Source organism: Paenibacillus sp. FSL P4-0338 (assembly GCF_038002365.1).
In the GTDB taxonomy this organism is placed as follows: Bacteria; Bacillota; Bacilli; order Paenibacillales; family Paenibacillaceae; genus Paenibacillus_AQ.
The window spans coordinates 1,835,296-1,853,552 of sequence record NZ_JBBOCG010000001.1 but is presented as its reverse complement, the minus strand read 5'-3'; the positions used below and the strand labels follow the sequence as shown (position 1 = coordinate 1,853,552).

Sequence of the window (18,257 nt, the reverse complement as noted above, 5' to 3'; positions counted from 1 at the left end):
AATGAACCCACTCAAAATACCGAAGCGGATGACCACCGCGCTCGTCAACTCGCTGACCGCGGGAGTTGTACCGCGGATCGGGCTTGAACATATCGCCGTCGGCCGCCGGCCGGAGGTGGAAGCGATTCTCCGCGATATGGAGAACATCGCTGATGGCGGAGCTGCCTTCAAGCTGATTACAGGCAAATTCGGCAGTGGCAAAAGCTTTCTGCTCCAGATCATCCGCAACTATGCGATGGACCGTGACTTCGTGGTTGCCGATGCCGACCTGTCACCGGAGCGGCGGCTGGTCGGCACGAAGGGCCAAGGGCTCGCCACCTACCGCGAGCTGATGAGCCATCTCTCGACCCGGACCCGCCCGGATGGAGGGGCGCTGGAGATTATGCTGCAGAAGTGGATCATGACGCTGCAGCAGGCAGTGATGCAGGAGAAGGGCTACGGCCCTGATGCGCCGGAGCTGGGCGATGAGGTTGAGCAGCGTATCTATTCGGTAGCTTCCGAGATGCGCGGGCTGGTGCATGGCTTCGACTTCGCCAAGGTGCTGGCTACCTACTGGAACGGGCACAAGCTGGCCGATGACGGACTGAAGCAGGATTCCCTGCGCTGGCTGCGGGGAGAGTTCCCGACCCGAACGGAAGCGCGGAAGGCGCTCGGCGTTGGTGTCATTATCGATGATGACAACTGGTATGACTACATGAAGCTGTGGGCGGAATTCACCGGAGCCATCGGCTATAAGGGCTTGCTGCTGTTCATCGATGAAGGGGTGAACCTCTACAAGATTACCAACAGCATCTCGCGTCAGAGCAATTACGAGAAGCTGCTGACCATGTTCAATGATACGATGCAGGGGAAGGCAGAGCGGCTGGGCATCTTCGTTGGCGGGACGCCGCAGTTCGTGGAGGACCACCGGCGTGGACTATTCAGCTATGAGGCGCTGCGTTCGCGGCTGGTGGCCGGACGGTATGCAGGCAGCGGGCTGAACAATTACACAGGGCCGATTATCGCGCTGGAGATGCTCTCCCATGAAGAGATTCTGATTTTGCTCCAGAAGCTGCGGGATATCCACGCGCTGCACTACGGATACGAAGCAAGACTGACGCAAGAGCAGCTGGTGCATTTCATGGAAGAGGCGGTCAACCGGCTGGGAGCTGATGAACTGCTCACTGCACGCGAGGTGGTGCGTGACTTCATGGATCTGCTGCATACCCTGCACCAGCATCCGGAGCTTTCATTCGAGAAGCTGGTCGGAGAGCGGACTTCGCGGCCCGCTGAGACAGAGCAGAATGAGTTGGACGGCTTCCTGGCGGAGTTCGACCTATGAGTGATAACCCGTTCTACCGGCTGGCCCCGTTCATCAAGGAATTCATCTACAAGAACCGCTGGGATACGCTGCGCGAGGCACAGGTCGATGCCTGCCGGGTGCTGTTTGACACGCCGCATCATCTGCTGATCGCTTCAGGGACGGCCTCAGGTAAGACCGAAGCGGCCTTCTTCCCGGCGCTGACGGAGCTGCATGAGCGTCCGTCTGTCTCTGTAGGCATCCTGTATATCGCGCCGCTGAAGGCGCTGATCAACGACCAGTTCACGCGGCTGAACGATCTGCTGCGTGAAGGGAACATTCCGGTCTGGCATTGGCATGGCGATGTGCCGCAGGCGGACAAGACCAAGCTGATGCAGAACCCTTCGGGAGTGCTGCAGATTACCCCGGAATCCCTTGAGGGTCTGCTGATGAACCGCCCGAATGCGATCCCGGCCCTGTTCCATGATCTGCGCTTCATCGTCATCGATGAAGTTCATGCCTTCATGGGTGCGGACCGCGGCATTCAGGTGCTGAGCCAGCTGGCGCGGATCTCGCGGATGGCGGGCTGTCATCCGCGGCGGGTCGGCCTCTCTGCGACCTTAAGCGACTACGCCTCCGTTACGGAGTGGCTGGCGGCAGGCACGCGCGAGAGCGTGGAGGTCAGCGCCCCGCAGGGCGGACGCAAGCTGCGGCTGAGCGTGGAGCATTTCTCGTTCCCGGATGCGCGGAATGAGGAGGAGGCTGAACACCTGGAGCGGGCGCGACAGGCGTATTACGGGTTCATCTACGATCACACGCATGTCAAGAAAGCGTTGATCTTCACGAACAGCCGCAGCGATGCCGAAGAGGCCATCCTGGAGATGCGGCGCATTGCCGCTAAGCGCGGCGAGCGGGATGTCTTCCATGTGCATCATGGAAGCATCTCCGCTATGCTGCGCGAGGAGACCGAGGCCACGCTCCGTGAGGGCGCGGGGCCGGCAGTAGCTGCAGCGACTCTGACGCTGGAGCTGGGAATTGACCTGGGCGAGCTGGAGCGGGTACTCCAGCTCGGCGCGCCTTACAGCTGCGCGAGCTTCGTGCAGCGGCTGGGCCGCTCGGGCAGGCGTGGAGACGCCGCCTCCGAGATGATCTTCGTCACGCCCGAGGAGGAGGACGAGGAGGCGCAGCTCCCGGCGCGCATGCCGTGGACGCTGCTGCGGGCCATTGCCGTAATCGAGCTGTACGTGCGCGAGAAATGGGTGGAGCCGCTGGTCGTGCGCCAGCTGCCGGTCGGTCTCCTGTATCATCAGACGATGAGCATTCTGAAGAGCATGGGGGAAGCAGAGCCGGAGGACCTGAAGGAGGCTGTACTTAGCCTGCCGTCCTTCCGCAGCATCGATCCCGCGGATTATGATGACTTCATGGAGTACATGCTGGGCATGGGCCATATCGAGCAGATGGATGAGGGCAGCCTGCTGATCGGAATGGCAGGCGAGAAGATCGTCAACAACTTCCGCTTCTATGCGGTATTCAAAGACGATGAAGAGCATGTCGTCTATAACGGGACGGAGGAGATCGGGTCCATTACCACCGTGCCTCCTCCGGGCTACTGCTTCACACTGGCAGGCAAGCTGTGGAAGGTTGAAGAGGTGGACAATCGTCACAAGGCCGTCTATGTCAAAGGCTCACGCGGCAAAGTGGACACCTTATGGCTCGGTGCAGGCGGAGATGTCCATACCCGGATTATGACGAAGATCCGCGAAGTATTAGGATCTACGGCCCTATACCCTTACCTTGCGCCAAGCGCGGCCGCCAGACTGGAACGGGCGCGGAGGCTTGCCAAGGAGAGCGGCTTGCTGACGCGTTCAGTTCTGCCTGCGGGAGGAGACTCCATGTTCATCCTTCCGTGGGCTGGCAGCCGCCAGTTCCGTACGCTGGAGCGCCTGCTCAAGAACAATCTGAAGGAGCCACTGGGGTTGCGTTCAGTCGTGCCGATGGAACCATATTATATGGTGGTCGCCGGTAAAGTGGATGCAGAGAAGCTGGAGGATGAGATCATCGCCGAGACCGCTGCGGCTTCGGATGCACTCACGCTCCTGAAGCCGGATGAAGCCCCTTACCTCGGCAAATACGATGAGTTCATCCCGCATGACCTGCTGCGCAAAGCTTTTTCGCTCGATGGCCTTGATGTGCCGGGTCTGGTCCATGTCATCAAACAGTGGCGGCAGCCTCCGGCATAAATTGATATAGCGATAGCCAATATGCGGAGATGTATCCCGCTTATACAACAAGAAGCAGTCGATCCTATCGTGATCAGCTGCTTCTTGTTTATCCACGGAAGTTATTATAGGGTGGGTGAGGAATCTATGGAAGCAAATGCGTTAGAGCGTTTACCGGATCCAACAATTTTACAAAAGCTAATGAAAATCCAAGCTTCACTGAATATTATTCTTTGTCAGGAGGAATGGCTTCGTTACCATAGTTTCAATCAAGAGTGGAATGATGGTGTGTCTATGGCGAAAATAGATAATGGATCAGGGGATCATTTATTTATTTTGTTTTCCAATGAAGGCTCCATCATAAAAGGTTTCGATCACGAATCTGAATTAAGTCCATACGCACAAGATGAACATAAAGTATGGCAAGGAATTTATGATGACGTCCCAAAGGGATTATTACCATTACTTGATGATGCTGCGATTGAAAAAGAAGATGTGACTTTTTGCATTTGGCGTAAAAGCAGTGACACTAGCTGGCACAAAGGAAACGTTGAGATTCCAGAAGGTGAAAGCGATGGTTCTGATTTTTTACTGGGCTGTATATTCCATACACCAGAGGATTTTGTGGAATTTGCAACAGATTATTTTGAATTATCCCTATCCTTAGAGGTTGTTGCAAAAATCTACGAGGATCTCCCCATTACGGAAGAGATGATCCATAGCTTGAATTCCAGCTGTGACGTAAAGGAAGTTCTTCAAGAATTAGAGCTATTACGCTTAAGAGGTTAGTAAGATTCGCTGGTATTACCCAGAATCGTGGAACCACACCTTCACTCTGACGTATAGACGTATAATCATTTTCAATTTATTCCATTATCACGCATACAGGCGGAGGTGAACCGGACTGGAGCATTTCTATGACTTGATTCAATTGGCATTCTCCATCGCTCTGATCTATTCGATAGTGTCGATTCCCTTTACCTACTTTTCTGTGCAGGAGATCCACTGGGGTCATGAACTTACTGCACCCGGTTTAACTTGGTCGGTAGCGGTCAGACTGACGCAGCCGAGCAGTATTCAGCGCTGGATCGCACGAACCGCCAGGCGAAGAGAAGCACCTGATGACGAAGATAACCGTCCTTTCCCACATTGAGATCCATACATTCAATTAGGGAGGACAACAATGAACAAGATGAACCTGTATCCAAAATGGGCCAAGCCCATTCTCGTCCTAGCAATGGGACTTATTACGGCCATATTGCTTAGCGGCTGCTCAGCAGCCTCCCAGGCCAGCCCGATTCTGGCGGATTCACCGGGGATATTCAACCACTTCTTTATTTATCCGTTCTCGTACTTAATCCAATTCTTTGGAGATGCATTCCAAGGAAACTACGGCTTATCGATTGTGCTGATGACTCTCATCATCAGGCTTGCGATCCTGCCGCTAATGATGAAGCAGACGAAGAAGCAAATAGCCATGAAAGCCAAGATGGCCGTCCTCCAGCCGGAGTTAACGGAGCTGAAGGAACGGTATAAGAACAACGTCAGCGCCGATGCCGCAAAACAACAGCAGGCCGAAATGATGCAGCTCTACCAGAAGCATCAGTTCAACCCGTTAAGTATGGGGTGCTTGCCGATGCTGCTCCAATGGCCGATCACCCTGGCATTTTATTACGCCATCCGCCGTACCCCCGAGATTGCCGCACACGATTTCCTGTGGTTCAACCTGGGGACCGCAGATATGATTCTGCCGCTTATTGCCGCTGCGGTCTATTACGTGCAGTTCCGTGTATCGCAATCTGCAGCTGTACAGAATCAGCAAAGCCCGGGCAACCAAATGGCTTGGATGGGATGGTTGTCGCCGGTCATGATGGGACTGTTCTCGTTTCAGGTACCCGCAGCCTTGCCGTTATATTGGGTGGTTGGCGGGATATTCATCATCGTGCAGACAGCCATTCTGAATAAAATGTACGCGAAGCCGGACTTAGCAGGTAAGAATCTATCTGCCGGTGTAGAAGAATAATTTTGAATTTCGCTTAAACAGCGGAGCGTCCACCCAAGTGCTTACGTAAATCTTACTCCTATTTAAGAGCTGTCCCAAGCAGTCAATTCATGGCTTCTGGGACAGCTTCTTGTCGAGCAAACATAAATGACTATATATAAACAAACGAGGTGACTCCAAATGAATTCACTTATAAGTGTAAGGCTGGCGTCCATAGCAGATGCTGAGGCACTGTCGGGACTCAACCAAGAGTTCAACGGCGGCGTCCGCAGACCCCCGGCCCAAATTGTTGAACATCTACATACTAACCGTAACGAATGTATTGCCGTAGCCGAGTTGAACGGTGCCATCGTGGGTTTTGGCTGCGCCCAAAGCCTGTATTCCTTTTGCTATGAGGAGCCTTATGGAGAAATTACAGAGCTTTATGTGCAAGATACCGCCCGGAGAAAAGGAGCTGCCAGAGCCATCATCACTTGTCTGGAAGACGAGCTTTGAGTGCGCGGAGTGAAACGGGTCAAGGTATTGACGGGTAGAAAGAACGCTGCGGCCATTCAGACCTACGAAGATTGCGGCTATGTGAAAGACGATGAGCAGATGTTAGAGAAAGAGCTGATGAATGAAGCCTGCCCAAGCATACCCTAGAAAAAACAAACCTCATTTCTGCAGTTCCCACCTTGCCCGAAACGCTCCGCCTGATGATAATTAGCTTATCACGACAGAGGGGGCTTTAATGAATGGTCAACAGAAAAATGAAGCAAACCGCCACCGTCGCGTTCGCCGCGCTAATGGCAGTAAGCCTTGCCGCATGCGGGAACTCGGACAACAACGCCAATTCCAAGGCTAAGGACACCGCCGCACCGAACACCGCCACAGGCAGCGGCAATGCCGCAGCTACAGACGCACCGAAGGACAAAGCGGTAACGATTACCTTCCAGAACATCTACCCTGACCCTGCAACACCATCTTACAAAATGATCCACGAGCTGACGGACCAGTACATGAAAGAGCATCCTAATGTAAAGATTGAGCTGGATACGCTGAACACGGACCAACAGAAGGTGAAGCTGAAAACACAAGCAGCCTCCAAAGAAATACCTGATATTACGATGGTTAACCCTGCTGCCCAAATGAAGCCCTTTGTAGATGCAGGATTATTAGCCCCGCTGAATGATGTACTCGATCAGAATGGACTGAAAGACACGTACCAATCGGGCCTGCTCGATTATTACAGCTTCGACAACAGTGTGTATGCGCTTCCTGACGGCAACAATATCGAAGTGGTCTACTATAACAAAGACTTGTTCGCCCAAGCTGGAATTGCAGCGCCTCCGGCTACCTTTGAAGAATTACTCCAGGACGTTAAGCTCTTAAAAGACAAAGGGATTACTCCACTGGCCATCGGTGAGAAGGATTCCTGGACCGGCTCGTTCCTGTTCATGAACATTCTGCTGCGCACTAACGGTGGCCCCGGCTTCCTGAAAGACGTAGTTGACGGTAAGAAAACATTTGAAGATCCTGCCTTTGTTGAAGCGGTAGACGCGTTCCAGCAACTGGTAGCGGCAGGCGCATTCCCTGACGGGGCGACTTCCATCGATGCGAATGCCGGCGGGAATATTTTCAGATCCGGTAAGGCGGCCATGTGGGTTATCGGTACTTGGGAGACGGGAGCTAATGATGCTTCTTCTGTAGCCGGTAAAGTGGGAGCCTTCCAATTTCCTACCGTTAACGGTAAAGGCGATCCGAACGAATTCATGCTTGCACCTGGCAGTGCATTTGCCGTGTCTGCAAACAGCGAGCATCTGAAGGAAACGAAGGATTTCCTGAACTTCTTCGCTTCTGAATACCCTAAAAAACAGTTCGAGCTGAAGAATGCTGTAGGTATCGGGCAAAAGGTAGACGGTGACCTGAAAGCTGCCGGTTACTCCGAGCTGGCTATCACTGTTGCCGGTCTGTTCAACCAAGTAAAAGGCGGCGATCTGTCCTTCGACAACACGATGAATCCAGCAACTTCACAAGTCCACCTCAGCAGCATTCAGAACCTGTTCGTGCAGAAGATGGATTCCAAGGCGGTAGCCAAAGAGCATCAGGCCGCATTTGAAGCGAATAAATAAGCTTAAGTCCTTAGTGGTTTTGTCCAACCTAACGCATTTCCTGTAATCGTACAGCTGTTCTACTCGATGCGAAGCAAGCCGATCAGGCTACTTCGCATCGGGTTTATCATGCACTTTAATAAGTTAATAACATTAATTATTAATTGGATGAATTAATAGACAAAGAAGAATCTGCTTGATTAGGAGGCGGGAAAGATGAAAGTTCTTAAGGTGCCGGCATACACAATCGCCGTCTTCATAGTGCCATGTCTGCTGCTCTATGTGTGCCTGGTATTCGTTCCCATACTGGTCTCATTCTACACGGGCTTATTGAAGTGGGACGGTCTAACGACCGCTCAGTTCGTCGGCTTCGGCAACTTCAAGAATATGTTCTGGCATGACCCGGTGTTCTGGCCCTCTGTGCGGAGAACGCTGCTGTACGCCGTGGCATCCATGCTGGAAATCCCGCTCTGTCTGGGGATGGCGATCCTGCTTAACCGCTATCTGCGCAGAGCCAATACGCTGGTGTCGATCTACTTCACGCCGGTCATCTTATCAGTCGTTATTATTGGACAACTCTGGAAGACCATCTATAATCCTACTTCGATGGGGGGCATGCTGAACGGTGTGCTGGTGTCCCTGGGGCTGGAGAGCTGGACGCATAACTGGCTGACTGAGCCTAATATCGCCATGTATTCTCTGTATCTGGTCTCCCTGTGGCAGTATTTCGGCTACCATCTGCTGATCCAGTATACCGGGGTGCAGAACATTCCCGATGAGCTGTACGAAGCGGCCCGGATTGATGGAGCGGACGGCTTCAAGGCGGATCGATACATTACGCTTCCGCTGATCATCCCGATTTTCAAAATCTCGATTATCCTGGCGTTCATCGGGTCCCTGCAAGCCTTCGACCTGGTTATGGTCATGACTGGCGGCGGTCCGGCTCATGCAACGGATGTCATCTCCACCCATATGTATAACAGCTCCTTCTTGTCCTTCAAGTATGGCTACGGCAGCGCGATTGCGACGTTCCTCGTGGTGGTCTGCCTCATTTTTACCGGCATCATCAACACGATATTCAACCGGCTTGAGCGAAAATTCGAGTAGGAAAGGAGTGCGCGGACCATGCGTATGTTTAAAAAAGGAATCGTGTATCTTCTTTTTGCCATTCCTGTCATTACCCAGCTCTACCCGCTGCTGTGGCTGTTGTTATATTCCCTGAAGACGAATGAGGAGATTCAGGACGGGAGCTTCTTTTCTTTTCCGCGAAAATTCCAGTGGCATAATTACTACGAGGCTTACACTTCGGGCAGCTATCTGAAGTACCTGTCGAACAGCGTGTTCGTTACCGCGCTTACGATGCTTTGTGTCATTCTGCTGGCTTCGATGGCAGCCTATGCAATCTCCCGGTTCCGGTGGAAGTACGGCAATGTCGTGATGACCATCTTCCTGATGGGGATGATGATTCCGATGCAGGCCACGCTGCTGCCGCTGATGATTATTTTCAAAAACATGCATATCCTCAACACCCACTGGTCGCTGATTCTGCCGTACATCGCGTTCTCAACTCCCATCGCCGTGTTCATATTGAGCGGCTTCATGAGAGCTATTCCACATGAGATCGAAGAATCGGCGTTCATCGACGGGGCGAGTGTGTACCGGATCTTCCGCAGCATCATCCTACCGGTGTCCATTCCGCCGGTCATGACCGTATGTATCCTAACCTTCATCAACATCTGGAACGAATACATCCTGGCCGCCACGTTCATCTCGTCAGAGAGGCTCAAAACCCTTCCATTCGGGGTCTACACCTTCGTGAGCCAGTATTCGGTCAATTACGGCAATATCGGGGCCTTCCTGGTAATGGGCGCGCTGCCGGTCATTCTGATCTACTTCTTTCTGTCGAATCAGATTACCAAAGGGATGGTGGCCGGAGCGGTTAAGGGATAGGGGACGGCATGCCGAATTCCCTCATTGCATAAAAATGGAAAAGTTTTATAATAGGAAACGGCAGAACAGGGTGCGTAAAGGGGAGAGGCTTATGAAGCTCGGCTTTCATTCCATACATCATCGGTTGTTCTTGCTGTTTCTTTTTTGCATGTCTAGTATTCTGCTTATTGTCAGCCTGCTGTACTATAACCGGACTACAGACCAATTGCATGAGAAGATCGGTGATTTGTCGCAAAAAAACGTCGCCCAGAGCGCAGGCTTATTCACGCTTCTCTATAAAGGGTATGACGCTTTGTCCAAGTCGCTCAGCAATAACTTCGAGATGATCCGCTTAATCAATGAGAAGACGGACGGGCCGGCGGTCGCCTATATCAATGAGCAGACGGTGACGAATATCATTGGCTCGATTTTTTATTCGCGTGACGATCTGGTGGGTATCCATGTGATCACGGACCGCGGCAAGATCTATAACTATGGCAACTATATGAATGTGGTCGACCCGAATTACAGGCAGGAGGACTGGTACCGGCAATTGCAGGCTTCCTCGGGGAAAATGGTCTGGCTCGGGGTGTACCCGCACTCCCTGATCGACCAGGTGGAGGACAGCCCGGTCTTCGCCTTCGGGCGGCAGCTCTATGACCTGAATGAGCATAAGCCAATCGGCATCGTGCTGTATGAGACGGACCCGAAGCCGGTGCTGGATGCGCTGGAGAACCTGAAGCTGGGCGCGCACAGCCAGGTCTACCTGATGTCGCCGGATGGACGGTTTGTCACCTCGGCCACCGATCCGCAGCCAGACGCTGCCCATCTGCCTAAGCTCCCCACTACGGAGCATGTGATGGTTCAGCAGGAGCGCGGGCAACTGGTTGTGGCGTCCAAACTGTCTTTCTCGGGCTGGTGGGTGATGAGTATTACGCCGGACCAGGATCTAAATGTGGAACTGGTGGAGCTGAAGCAGTATCTCTTGATCGTGATCTCGGCGCTGATTCTGGTCTCTACGCTGATTGCGTCGATCGTATCGCAGACCATCTCTTCGCCGCTGAAGAAGCTGATCCGCGAGATGCGGCAGGTGGAGGTGGGGAATTTCGGGGGCATGGTCAAGGTCTCTTCGTATCAGGAGATTAACATTCTGGTTGCTTCCTTCAACCGGATGGTCCGGCGGATCGAGGAGCTGATTGAGCGGGTCAAGCTGTCCTCGGTCAGCGAAAAGAATGCGGAGCTGCATGCCCTGCAGTCTCAGGTGAACCCGCATTTTCTCTACAATACGCTGGATATGATCTACTGGATGCTGGATGAGGAGGGCAATGAACAGCTTGGCGAACTGGTGCTCTCTCTGTCTTCGATGTTCCGTTACAGCAGCCAGTGGGAAGACGGGGCCGATGTAAGCCTGAGCGAGGAACTGGAGCAGATCAGGCATTACTTGAAGATTATCTCGATCCGGCTGGAGGGCCGCCTCGTAATCGTGACCGATATCGATGAACGCTGGCTGAACATCAGGGTCCCGAAGATGACGGTGCAGCCGGTCATTGAGAATGCGGTCAAGCATGGACTGGAGCCGCTCTTGCGTCAGGGGATTCTCAAGGTATACACCCGGCAAGAGAGCGATCATCTTGAGCTGATTGTGGAGGATAACGGGGCCGGAATGAACGGGGAGCAGCTTGCAAGGCTACAAGAATCGCTGCATGTGGAAGGTCCCGATCATTCTGGCGCTAGTGGCAGAGAAGGCGGCAAAAGCGGGATCGGACTCCAGAACCTGCACCGCCGCCTGCGGTTCATGTTTGGAGAGGGCTACGGTCTGCAGATTCAGAGCTTCCCCGGAGAGGGGACGCAGGTTGCGATCGTGCTGCCTATTCCAGTGGAAGGAGAGCTGCTGAAGTGAATATTCTTATAGCCGATGATGAACGGGCCATCCGTGAAGGCATCAATCGCACGATTAAGCAGATTAGTGCAGAGCATCAGGTGTTCGTGGCTGACCGGGCGGAGGAAGCGGTGAAGATTCTGGAGGAGCAGCATATTCATATTGTGCTGACCGATATTCTGATGCCGGGCATGAACGGGCTGGAATTCATGAAGATCTCGAAGCGCCGGTATCCGTATGTGAAATGGATTGTCATCTCTGCCCACAGCGAATTCTCCTACGCCCAGGAAGCGGTCCGGCTGGGTGCGCGCGACTATCTGCTGAAGCCGATCGGCAAGCATAAGCTGACCGAGCTGATCGACAGCCTGACAACTGAAATTCAGCAGGATAACCAAATCTCACGGCAAGGCGAGCGGCTGAAGGCCAGTCTGCGGTTTCTGCGCGAGGGTGTTTTTCAGCGGCTGGCCTCGGGGCTTGATATCGGGAATCTGGACATCGACGCGTTCATTGAAGATTATCATTCCTTCTATCTGGTCATGATTCAACTGGAGCCGGGGGATCAGAGTGCCCGTCTGGAGCATTTCATTGTGGAGAATGTTCTCTCCGAGCTAATCGAGCGGTATGGTCGGGGCTTCGTGGTCAGCTATGACCGCCAGCACCTGCTGGGCCTGATCACACCGGGCGAGACTGTGCGGGTAGAGCAGTTCCAGGAGGCGGTGAAGACGCATCTGACGCATTATTTGAAAATCCCTTTTCAGATGATCTATTCCGGGCTGAGCTGTGACTTCCATACGGTGCCGCAGATCGTGAAACGGATGCGTGAGGCTTCGGCCTTCCAGGGGCCGCCGCTTGAGCCGCTCAAAGGGAGTGGGGAGAAGGCGATTGAAGTGGCGCTGCACTACATTAAGGAGCATTTCTATGAGGAGCTGTCGCTGGAGAGAATTGCTTCGGTGGTGTTCCTGAACCCGGCGTATTTCAGCCAGTTGTTCAAGCAGAAGACAGGTCAGGGGTATAAGGAATACGTCACCTCTCTGCGGCTGGAGCAGGCGAAGCTGCTGCTGCTGAATCCGGGGCTGAAGCTGGCCGAGATCGCGGAGCGGGTAGGCTACCAGGACATGCGCCATTTTACCCAAATGTTCCGCAAGAAATACCAGCTCACCCCCACAGAATACCGCCAAGCGGAGAGCATCAGCATTCTTAGGAGCAGGGGTACTCTGTGATGATCTCTGCAACTTCGATTCTTCCGTTAATCAACAGCTCTGGAAGCGCATTATTGAGATTGCCATTCCAGTATTCTCTGGCTTGTTCGATTTTACGGGAGAATGGGGCCCCGTCTTCCTTGGGCAATAGACTGCCGTCCCCTTCAAAAATAGCTCCAGTGACTTTAAGTCTAACGATCTGCAGCACTTTCCGGTGGTACGAATCGAATATGCTTTTCCACATCAGGGCGTCTTCATAGCTCTTTGCTGCGTATAAGCAAGACAAACGTGAAGGGTACTCAGGATGTTCCTGTAGCCTTACCATTTCAACGATAACCTCCCGAACCGCTCTGATGGTCTGCTCCGCATACTTAACCGTAACATCCGCATCCTCTTTATCCAATTTCAAACCGTCATCAGTATAATTGCCGTGCAGAATCTGCATAACGTCTTCCCCTTTGGAGTTCAACTGTTCTTGCTCGAAAAAGAAACGATATAAGGTGTTTTTCTGCTGGTTGTCAAAATTAATGATTTGATTCAGGGCCATCTTCTTTCGGGTTACAATGTGGTAAACGTACCTTTCGCTTGCTTGCATAATTTACCTACCTCCTAATACAGAATCAGAATAAAAATAGTAGATAATAGTAAATATCCTTTTAAAATAAAAACTATTCTAATAAGGAATTGTTCTTTAAGGGTCTTTGGCTTAGCGTAACGGACTGAGGTGCTCTTATTTGGGAAGGAAGTCGCCAATTGGGCGAGTAACGGACTACAGGCCTTATCCTTTACACTTCGGCTCCAAAACGTCTCGTAGAGAGATAATAAGGCCCACTGAGTCCGTTACGCTGCAAAAAGTGGCGTTTTCGTGGGGATAAGGTTACTCCGGTCCGTTAGTTTTTTGGATGGATAAGTTTCACTACACGAACCACTGGGTTTAAAATGCATATTTACCCTTTGAAATCTGATGCTGTACTAGATGCTACTTTGCAGATCAAGACTTAATCACTGACTATAATGCGCTTATAAGAAAGGGGCAGCAAATCTTTAACTTCCACTTTCACTGGATTTCCCGCTTCATCATTTAGAATTACCTTGATATCAGGACAGTAATTAAGAAGCATCTGGCGGCAGTTTCCGCATGGAGCTAATAAGTGGTTATGTGCCTTATCGTGAGTGGCCACGATGGTTTCAAACTCTCTTTCGCCAGCAGTGATAGCTGCACCGATTGCTATGTACTCCGCACAAGAACCATGAATTTCATAACAATTAACGCCAAGATACACATTTCCATTTTTACAGCGTATTGCCCCGCCCACTGTATGGTTGTAGACCCCGTCATCAAAGTTCTTTTCCAGTACGTTCATTGCCATTTCTATTAGTTCAAAATCACTTTGGTCTAATTCATAGGTTCTCATATATTCCTCCAGCATAAACTTAGTTATAACCCATACCCCATCGTAGTCTGTGCACTATTGAATAACAGAATAGCTACAACAAACATAATGATGAGAATGGCGTAAATAAAAGTAGAGGCTATTCCGCAGACCAGTCCGGCAATCGCCAATCCCCGGCCTTGCTCATAGCTGTAACGGATCTCCTTGAAGGCAAGTGAAGCCAGAACGATTGCGGTAATCCCGAACAGGATGCCGACGTAAGGTATTACGATGGAGAGAATACCCAGGACCAGTGCTGCAACCGCTTTGCCGTTCGTCCGATCCTGCGGAGGCTTCGGGTACTGCTGGTAGTAATTCTGTTCGCCATAGGGCGGAGGGGGATTATTCATCATCTAACTCCTTCATGGGTAGTGAGCTAATGCTCCTATTCAACCATCAATAATTAACCCAGTGCTCCAGAGTGACAGCGCGGGTTAGGCCAATGGATTCGGCGAGGCGGATGGAGGCGAGATTGTTCTCCAGCACCTGATACCTGGGAACGTAGCCCCGCTTCTGGGTGTGGAAGACTGCTGTGCGGACGACGCGCTGTGCTAATCCTCGCTGTCTGGCAGTTTCTATGGTACGTACGCCGCCTATCTCCCAGATTCGCTCCTCATTACGGTACACCATACATGTACTGAGTGGCGTATCCCCGTCAAATAACGTCACAGCGAAAGCCCCGTCTTCAAAATACTGCGTGATCTCCTCTAGCGAATAATCATTTGTCATCCACAGCGGCAGCAGCCGTTCATCGATAGCTTCACTGACCGTGCAGGCTTCATCTGCGCTGAAGCTCTGGCCTTCGGCCGAAGAATACGAGTAAAGACTACGGACCCTCCGCAGCGTGAAATACGGTTCCAGCGCCTCCCGGTACGCATCCTCTTGAAGCTTGAAGACCAACTTGGCGTCACGCGGCAACCGCTTGAGCAGGGCTGGGAAGACCTCAGGACTGCTGTAGTCCATCAGCACAATGGTGTCAGCCTCCGGGTAGGTCCGGTGATCATAGCCGAAGGTGGCGGCAGGCATAAGCAGCAGCACGCCCCACTCCTCCTGTTGCTCAATCAGCACACTGTCGATCTGAGCATGATAAGCCGTCATCATTTTGAGCAGCGTTACATTTTTCAGCGGATTCCGGCGTAATCTCTCCATTATTGTTGAATAGTGACTCAAGTGAGATCACTCCCTTTGCTCAGATTAATTGATTGTTCAATGTCATCCAGATGTTTGAACAGGCGCTCATACTTGGATAACATTGCGGGATCATCTACCTGTACACCGGATCTGTAAAAAAGGATATCGCCCATCCCCTCATTGATCCGTGCCCCCGCTTGAAGAATCCGCATCAGGTGTCTGGCGGTGCCGTGACTGCCCGAGATGAAGTCAACCGTATCCGGGAATATCTTCCGCAGGCTTCCCTCGAAGTAGGGGAAGTGGGTACATCCAAGGACCACCGTGCTGTACCGCTTAAGGTCCAGGTGTGCCAGCTCACTTGTCAGATAGGGAATAATTCTCTCTTCGTCAAAATCAAAATGCTCCGCAAACTCAACCAGCCCGGGCAGCGGCAGACTGTCAACAATTTCCCCATGATCGATACGGTGCACCAAATCATGATACTTCTTCTCCTGCAGCGTTAAGCGGGTGGCAAGTACCAGCACCTTCTTCTGCTTACCCTCCGATTGTTCAACCGCAGGCTTCACTGCCGGCTCAATTCCGAGCACCGGAAAGTCATACCGCTGCCGCAGCTCTTCGATCACAATGCTGGTGGCTGTGTTACAAGCGACCACCAACGCTTTTATATGCTGCTTGGCCATGAAATCCACCGCTTGCAGGATGTATTCCCTGACTTCGTCTTTCGTCTTCTCCCCATAGGGTACATGGCTGGTATCTGCATAGAAGAGGTAGTCTTCTTGCGGCAAAAGCTTAAGCGCCTGATGAAGCACGGTTAACCCACCAATGCCGGAGTCAAAAAATCCAATTCGCATACTTCCACTCTTTCCGTCATTATTAAAAGGATTCTATTATTCTATCATTAGACTTATTGTATAACTATAGCGAATGGACAAAAATGAGGAGGAGAAGGATGATGGCTGAGAAGACCAAGGTTGTTGAAGTGGTTCCGTATGATCCGGCCTGGAAGGCGGAGTATAGCAGAATTGAGGCGCGGATGCTGGAGATCACCGGGGATCTGATTATCCGGTCTGAGCATGTGGGCAGCACCTCGATTGAAGGACTGTGGGCCAAGCCTGTGATTGATATCGATCTGGTGATGGAGAGCTATGACCAGCTGCCGGGTATCATCCGCAGACTGCAGGCGTTCGGTTATGAGCATCAGGGCAACCTGGGAATTGAGGGCAGGGAAGCCTTCAAGAGCCACCAGGATGACGGATTCATGAAATACCATCTGTATGTATGTCCCAAGGATGGCAAAGGTTACGTGGAGCATATTATGTTCCGTGATTATCTGCGCAGCCATCCCGTTGCCCGGGAGGAATATCAGGCGGTCAAGCAGCGGCTGGCTGAAGAGTACCGTAATGACATTGATGCGTATTGTGACGGGAAGACCGCTTTTGTGCAGTCTATCCTGCAGAAGGCGTCACAGCAGCAAGAGTGAGAGGGAGCTTACCTGGGACGGGTCCAGAATCCCTCTGCGGACGGCTTGTCCGGCAGCACTGCCTCGAATACACGCATTCCCACCGGGTCATGGAACCCGAATGTTCTCCAGCCGTTCAGCTGCGGGGAACCGAAGCAGATATGCAGCTCGCGGGCTGTGTTGTCACACACCATGGACCATAAGGTGCCTAAGCCTTCGCTGTAATGGTGACAGCAGATTCCCTCAGGATATTCGCGTCCTGCGGCGGCTTTCATGGCTGCTACAGGATTGATAGGTGTGTTGTCGTCCATAAGTGCTGCCTGCAGCGCGTCATATCTTGTCCATGAGTTCTCCATGACTTGCTGATTATGTAGCTGCATGGAGGGCAGGGTGTAATGGTTCGCCGAGAGTACAAGCTGGCTTGCGCTTAAGCTGTCAGCAGCCGGGTGATACTGGATCGCTTTCTCGGTACCAGCTGTCTCTACGAGGGCGATGTTCCCTTGGGCGTCAGAGATCAGGAAGTTTCTGTAGTCAGCCACCGGTATGCTGCGCATGAGCTGGACCGATTCTTCCGCAGTAGTACATTGATCCAGCAGGGCCCGGACTACGCCTGGAAAAACAAAGCCCTCCCCGGTCATCTCCGGCCGGACTCTCCCCGAGGTGGTGGTTACGGTAAGTCCTGCCTCATTCATCCCGTCATAACGTCCGAACAGTTGCAGCGCAAAGCCGGTATGTGCCAGCTTGCCCTTCACCCGGGCCAGGCTGAGCAGCAGCTGATTATACGGCTCATCCTCCCAGCCAAAATCATAATTACGCATATGATAGATCTGTCCGCTCTGATCCGCACTTGCTCCAGTTCGGTAGGCTGCCTGTGTGCAGTGGCCCGGTGCCTGGAAATAGGAATAATAGAATACGACATGGGCAGCTTCAATACCGGTCTCATCGGCGAAGCCCTGAATTTCTTCATTCAAGCCAGGGCAGTAGCGCTCGAAGCTCTCCATGGCTTTGTCCGCTGCATACGGTGTCAGCGGGGAGCCTCCCATGAAGGGTGAGGACAAGAAGGATAGCATGGCGGAATTATTCTTATGATGGGCGCCCAAGGCGCGTCCGACCTCATAATGAGTGCCTTCGGTAACGAGATGTGTAAATTGTGCGGTCTTACGCTGTAACAGGGGATTAGCATCCATGTGAATGTTCCTTCTTTTTCGTTATTCTCTGCGCAAGAGTAGGTTCATTATAAGGGGCGTATAGATCAGGCGGCAAAGCCCGCTGCGCCTCAAATCCCCGGATGCGCAGCCAAGCGGCGAAACGCAGTTATGAATTAGACGCATTTTCACTGGTTTAGAAGGAAATACTTGTATTATTGAGGTTTTTAAGGTAAATTATTGGTAAGACTTTCGGATTAAAGTTCATCCGGAAGTGTAACCTAATACATGGTATATGCAAGCCGAAGAGGAGCATTTCCCCCAAATGCTCCTTTTTGCGTTGCGCAGATATTAAGGTGCGAATGAAACCGTCTGAAGCACATAACGGATGATGAAGAAGGCAATGATCATTATGGAGAAGGCGCTTAGCAGAAAAGAAACAATCTCCCTCCCAGAACGTTTAGTTCGCCGCATTATGGTCACCTCGGGGTA

Annotated in this window: 18 protein-coding genes; 12 read left to right on the top strand and 6 right to left on the bottom strand. The window is 52.1% G+C overall.

The window, feature by feature from the left end; translation table 11 throughout:
- Nucleotide 1 precedes the first annotated feature (1 nt).
- The 11 genes from MKZ07_RS08035 to MKZ07_RS07985 all read left to right on the top strand — a co-directional run bounded on the left by MKZ07_RS08035 (nucleotide 2) and on the right by MKZ07_RS07985 (nucleotide 12,618).
- Entirely contained in the window at nucleotides 2-1,321 is a 1,320-nt protein-coding gene (locus MKZ07_RS08035) for an ATP-binding protein (protein WP_341025484.1), read from the top strand.
- On the top strand, nucleotides 1,318-3,519 hold the full coding sequence (locus MKZ07_RS08030) for a DEAD/DEAH box helicase (protein WP_341025482.1): 2,202 nt from the start codon (nucleotides 1,318-1,320) through the stop codon (nucleotides 3,517-3,519). Before MKZ07_RS08035 ends, MKZ07_RS08030 begins: the two co-directional genes overlap by 4 nt.
- A 126-nt stretch (nucleotides 3,520-3,645) precedes the next feature.
- Complete coding sequence (locus MKZ07_RS08025) at nucleotides 3,646-4,287, top strand: hypothetical protein (protein WP_036695341.1); 642 nt, start codon at nucleotides 3,646-3,648, stop codon at nucleotides 4,285-4,287.
- A 394-nt stretch (nucleotides 4,288-4,681) separates the two neighbouring features.
- Nucleotides 4,682-5,521, top strand: coding sequence for a membrane protein insertase YidC (gene yidC / locus MKZ07_RS08020; RefSeq protein ID WP_036695340.1), 840 nt, complete (start codon nucleotides 4,682-4,684; stop codon nucleotides 5,519-5,521).
- A 159-nt stretch (nucleotides 5,522-5,680) separates the two neighbouring features.
- Nucleotides 5,681-5,995 (top strand): GNAT family N-acetyltransferase, encoded by a 315-nt coding sequence (locus MKZ07_RS08015; protein ID WP_235218445.1) that lies wholly within the window; start codon nucleotides 5,681-5,683, stop codon nucleotides 5,993-5,995.
- Entirely contained in the window at nucleotides 5,996-6,142 is a 147-nt protein-coding gene (locus MKZ07_RS08010; protein ID WP_235218444.1) for a hypothetical protein, read from the top strand.
- Nucleotides 6,143-6,234: 92 nt separating this feature from the next.
- Nucleotides 6,235-7,611: an extracellular solute-binding protein gene (locus MKZ07_RS08005; RefSeq protein WP_036695339.1), complete on the top strand. Its 1,377-nt coding sequence runs from the start codon at nucleotides 6,235-6,237 to the stop codon at nucleotides 7,609-7,611.
- Between the two features lie 195 nt (nucleotides 7,612-7,806).
- Complete coding sequence (locus MKZ07_RS08000) at nucleotides 7,807-8,697, top strand: carbohydrate ABC transporter permease (protein ID WP_036695338.1); 891 nt, start codon at nucleotides 7,807-7,809, stop codon at nucleotides 8,695-8,697.
- 18 nt (nucleotides 8,698-8,715) lie between these two features.
- Nucleotides 8,716-9,540, top strand: a complete 825-nt coding sequence (locus tag MKZ07_RS07995) for a carbohydrate ABC transporter permease (RefSeq protein ID WP_076158020.1) — start codon at nucleotides 8,716-8,718, stop codon at nucleotides 9,538-9,540.
- Nucleotides 9,541-9,631: 91 nt separating this feature from the next.
- Entirely contained in the window at nucleotides 9,632-11,419 is a 1,788-nt protein-coding gene (locus MKZ07_RS07990; protein WP_341025479.1) for a cache domain-containing sensor histidine kinase, read from the top strand.
- A complete protein-coding gene (locus MKZ07_RS07985; RefSeq protein WP_036695334.1) occupies nucleotides 11,416-12,618 on the top strand; it encodes a response regulator in 1,203 nt (400 codons plus the stop codon). Before MKZ07_RS07990 ends, MKZ07_RS07985 begins: the two co-directional genes overlap by 4 nt.
- Here the strand turns inward: MKZ07_RS07985 and MKZ07_RS07980 are convergent.
- The 5 genes from MKZ07_RS07980 to murI form a co-directional block, all read right to left on the bottom strand.
- The gene (locus MKZ07_RS07980) at nucleotides 12,596-13,192 is read right to left on the bottom strand and encodes a DUF2441 domain-containing protein (protein ID WP_036695333.1); all 597 of its coding nucleotides are present in this window, start codon (nucleotides 13,190-13,192) and stop codon (nucleotides 12,596-12,598) included. The two genes, MKZ07_RS07985 and MKZ07_RS07980, sit on opposite strands and share 23 nt — an antisense overlap.
- Before the next feature lie 403 nt (nucleotides 13,193-13,595).
- Nucleotides 13,596-14,012 (bottom strand): cytidine deaminase, encoded by a 417-nt coding sequence (locus MKZ07_RS07975; RefSeq protein ID WP_036695332.1) that lies wholly within the window; start codon nucleotides 14,010-14,012, stop codon nucleotides 13,596-13,598.
- A 23-nt stretch (nucleotides 14,013-14,035) separates the two neighbouring features.
- Entirely contained in the window at nucleotides 14,036-14,380 is a 345-nt protein-coding gene (locus tag MKZ07_RS07970) for a DUF4190 domain-containing protein (RefSeq protein WP_036695331.1), read from the bottom strand.
- A gap of 46 nt (nucleotides 14,381-14,426) precedes the next feature.
- Nucleotides 14,427-15,200, bottom strand: a complete 774-nt coding sequence (locus MKZ07_RS07965; RefSeq protein WP_341025477.1) for a GNAT family N-acetyltransferase — start codon at nucleotides 15,198-15,200, stop codon at nucleotides 14,427-14,429.
- Complete coding sequence (gene murI / locus MKZ07_RS07960) at nucleotides 15,197-16,012, bottom strand: glutamate racemase (protein ID WP_036695329.1); 816 nt, start codon at nucleotides 16,010-16,012, stop codon at nucleotides 15,197-15,199. The genes MKZ07_RS07965 and murI overlap by 4 nt, the downstream gene beginning before the upstream one ends.
- Nucleotides 16,013-16,110: 98 nt before the next feature.
- Here murI and MKZ07_RS07955 point away from each other — a divergent pair, with 98 nt between their 5' ends.
- The gene (locus MKZ07_RS07955) at nucleotides 16,111-16,641 is read left to right on the top strand and encodes a GrpB family protein (RefSeq protein WP_256706832.1); all 531 of its coding nucleotides are present in this window, start codon (nucleotides 16,111-16,113) and stop codon (nucleotides 16,639-16,641) included.
- A gap of 8 nt (nucleotides 16,642-16,649) precedes the next feature.
- Here MKZ07_RS07955 and MKZ07_RS07950 read toward each other — a convergent pair whose 3' ends face one another.
- On the bottom strand, nucleotides 16,650-17,807 hold the full coding sequence (locus tag MKZ07_RS07950; protein WP_341025471.1) for a C45 family peptidase: 1,158 nt from the start codon (nucleotides 17,805-17,807) through the stop codon (nucleotides 16,650-16,652).
- Nucleotides 17,808-18,257 lie beyond the last annotated feature (450 nt).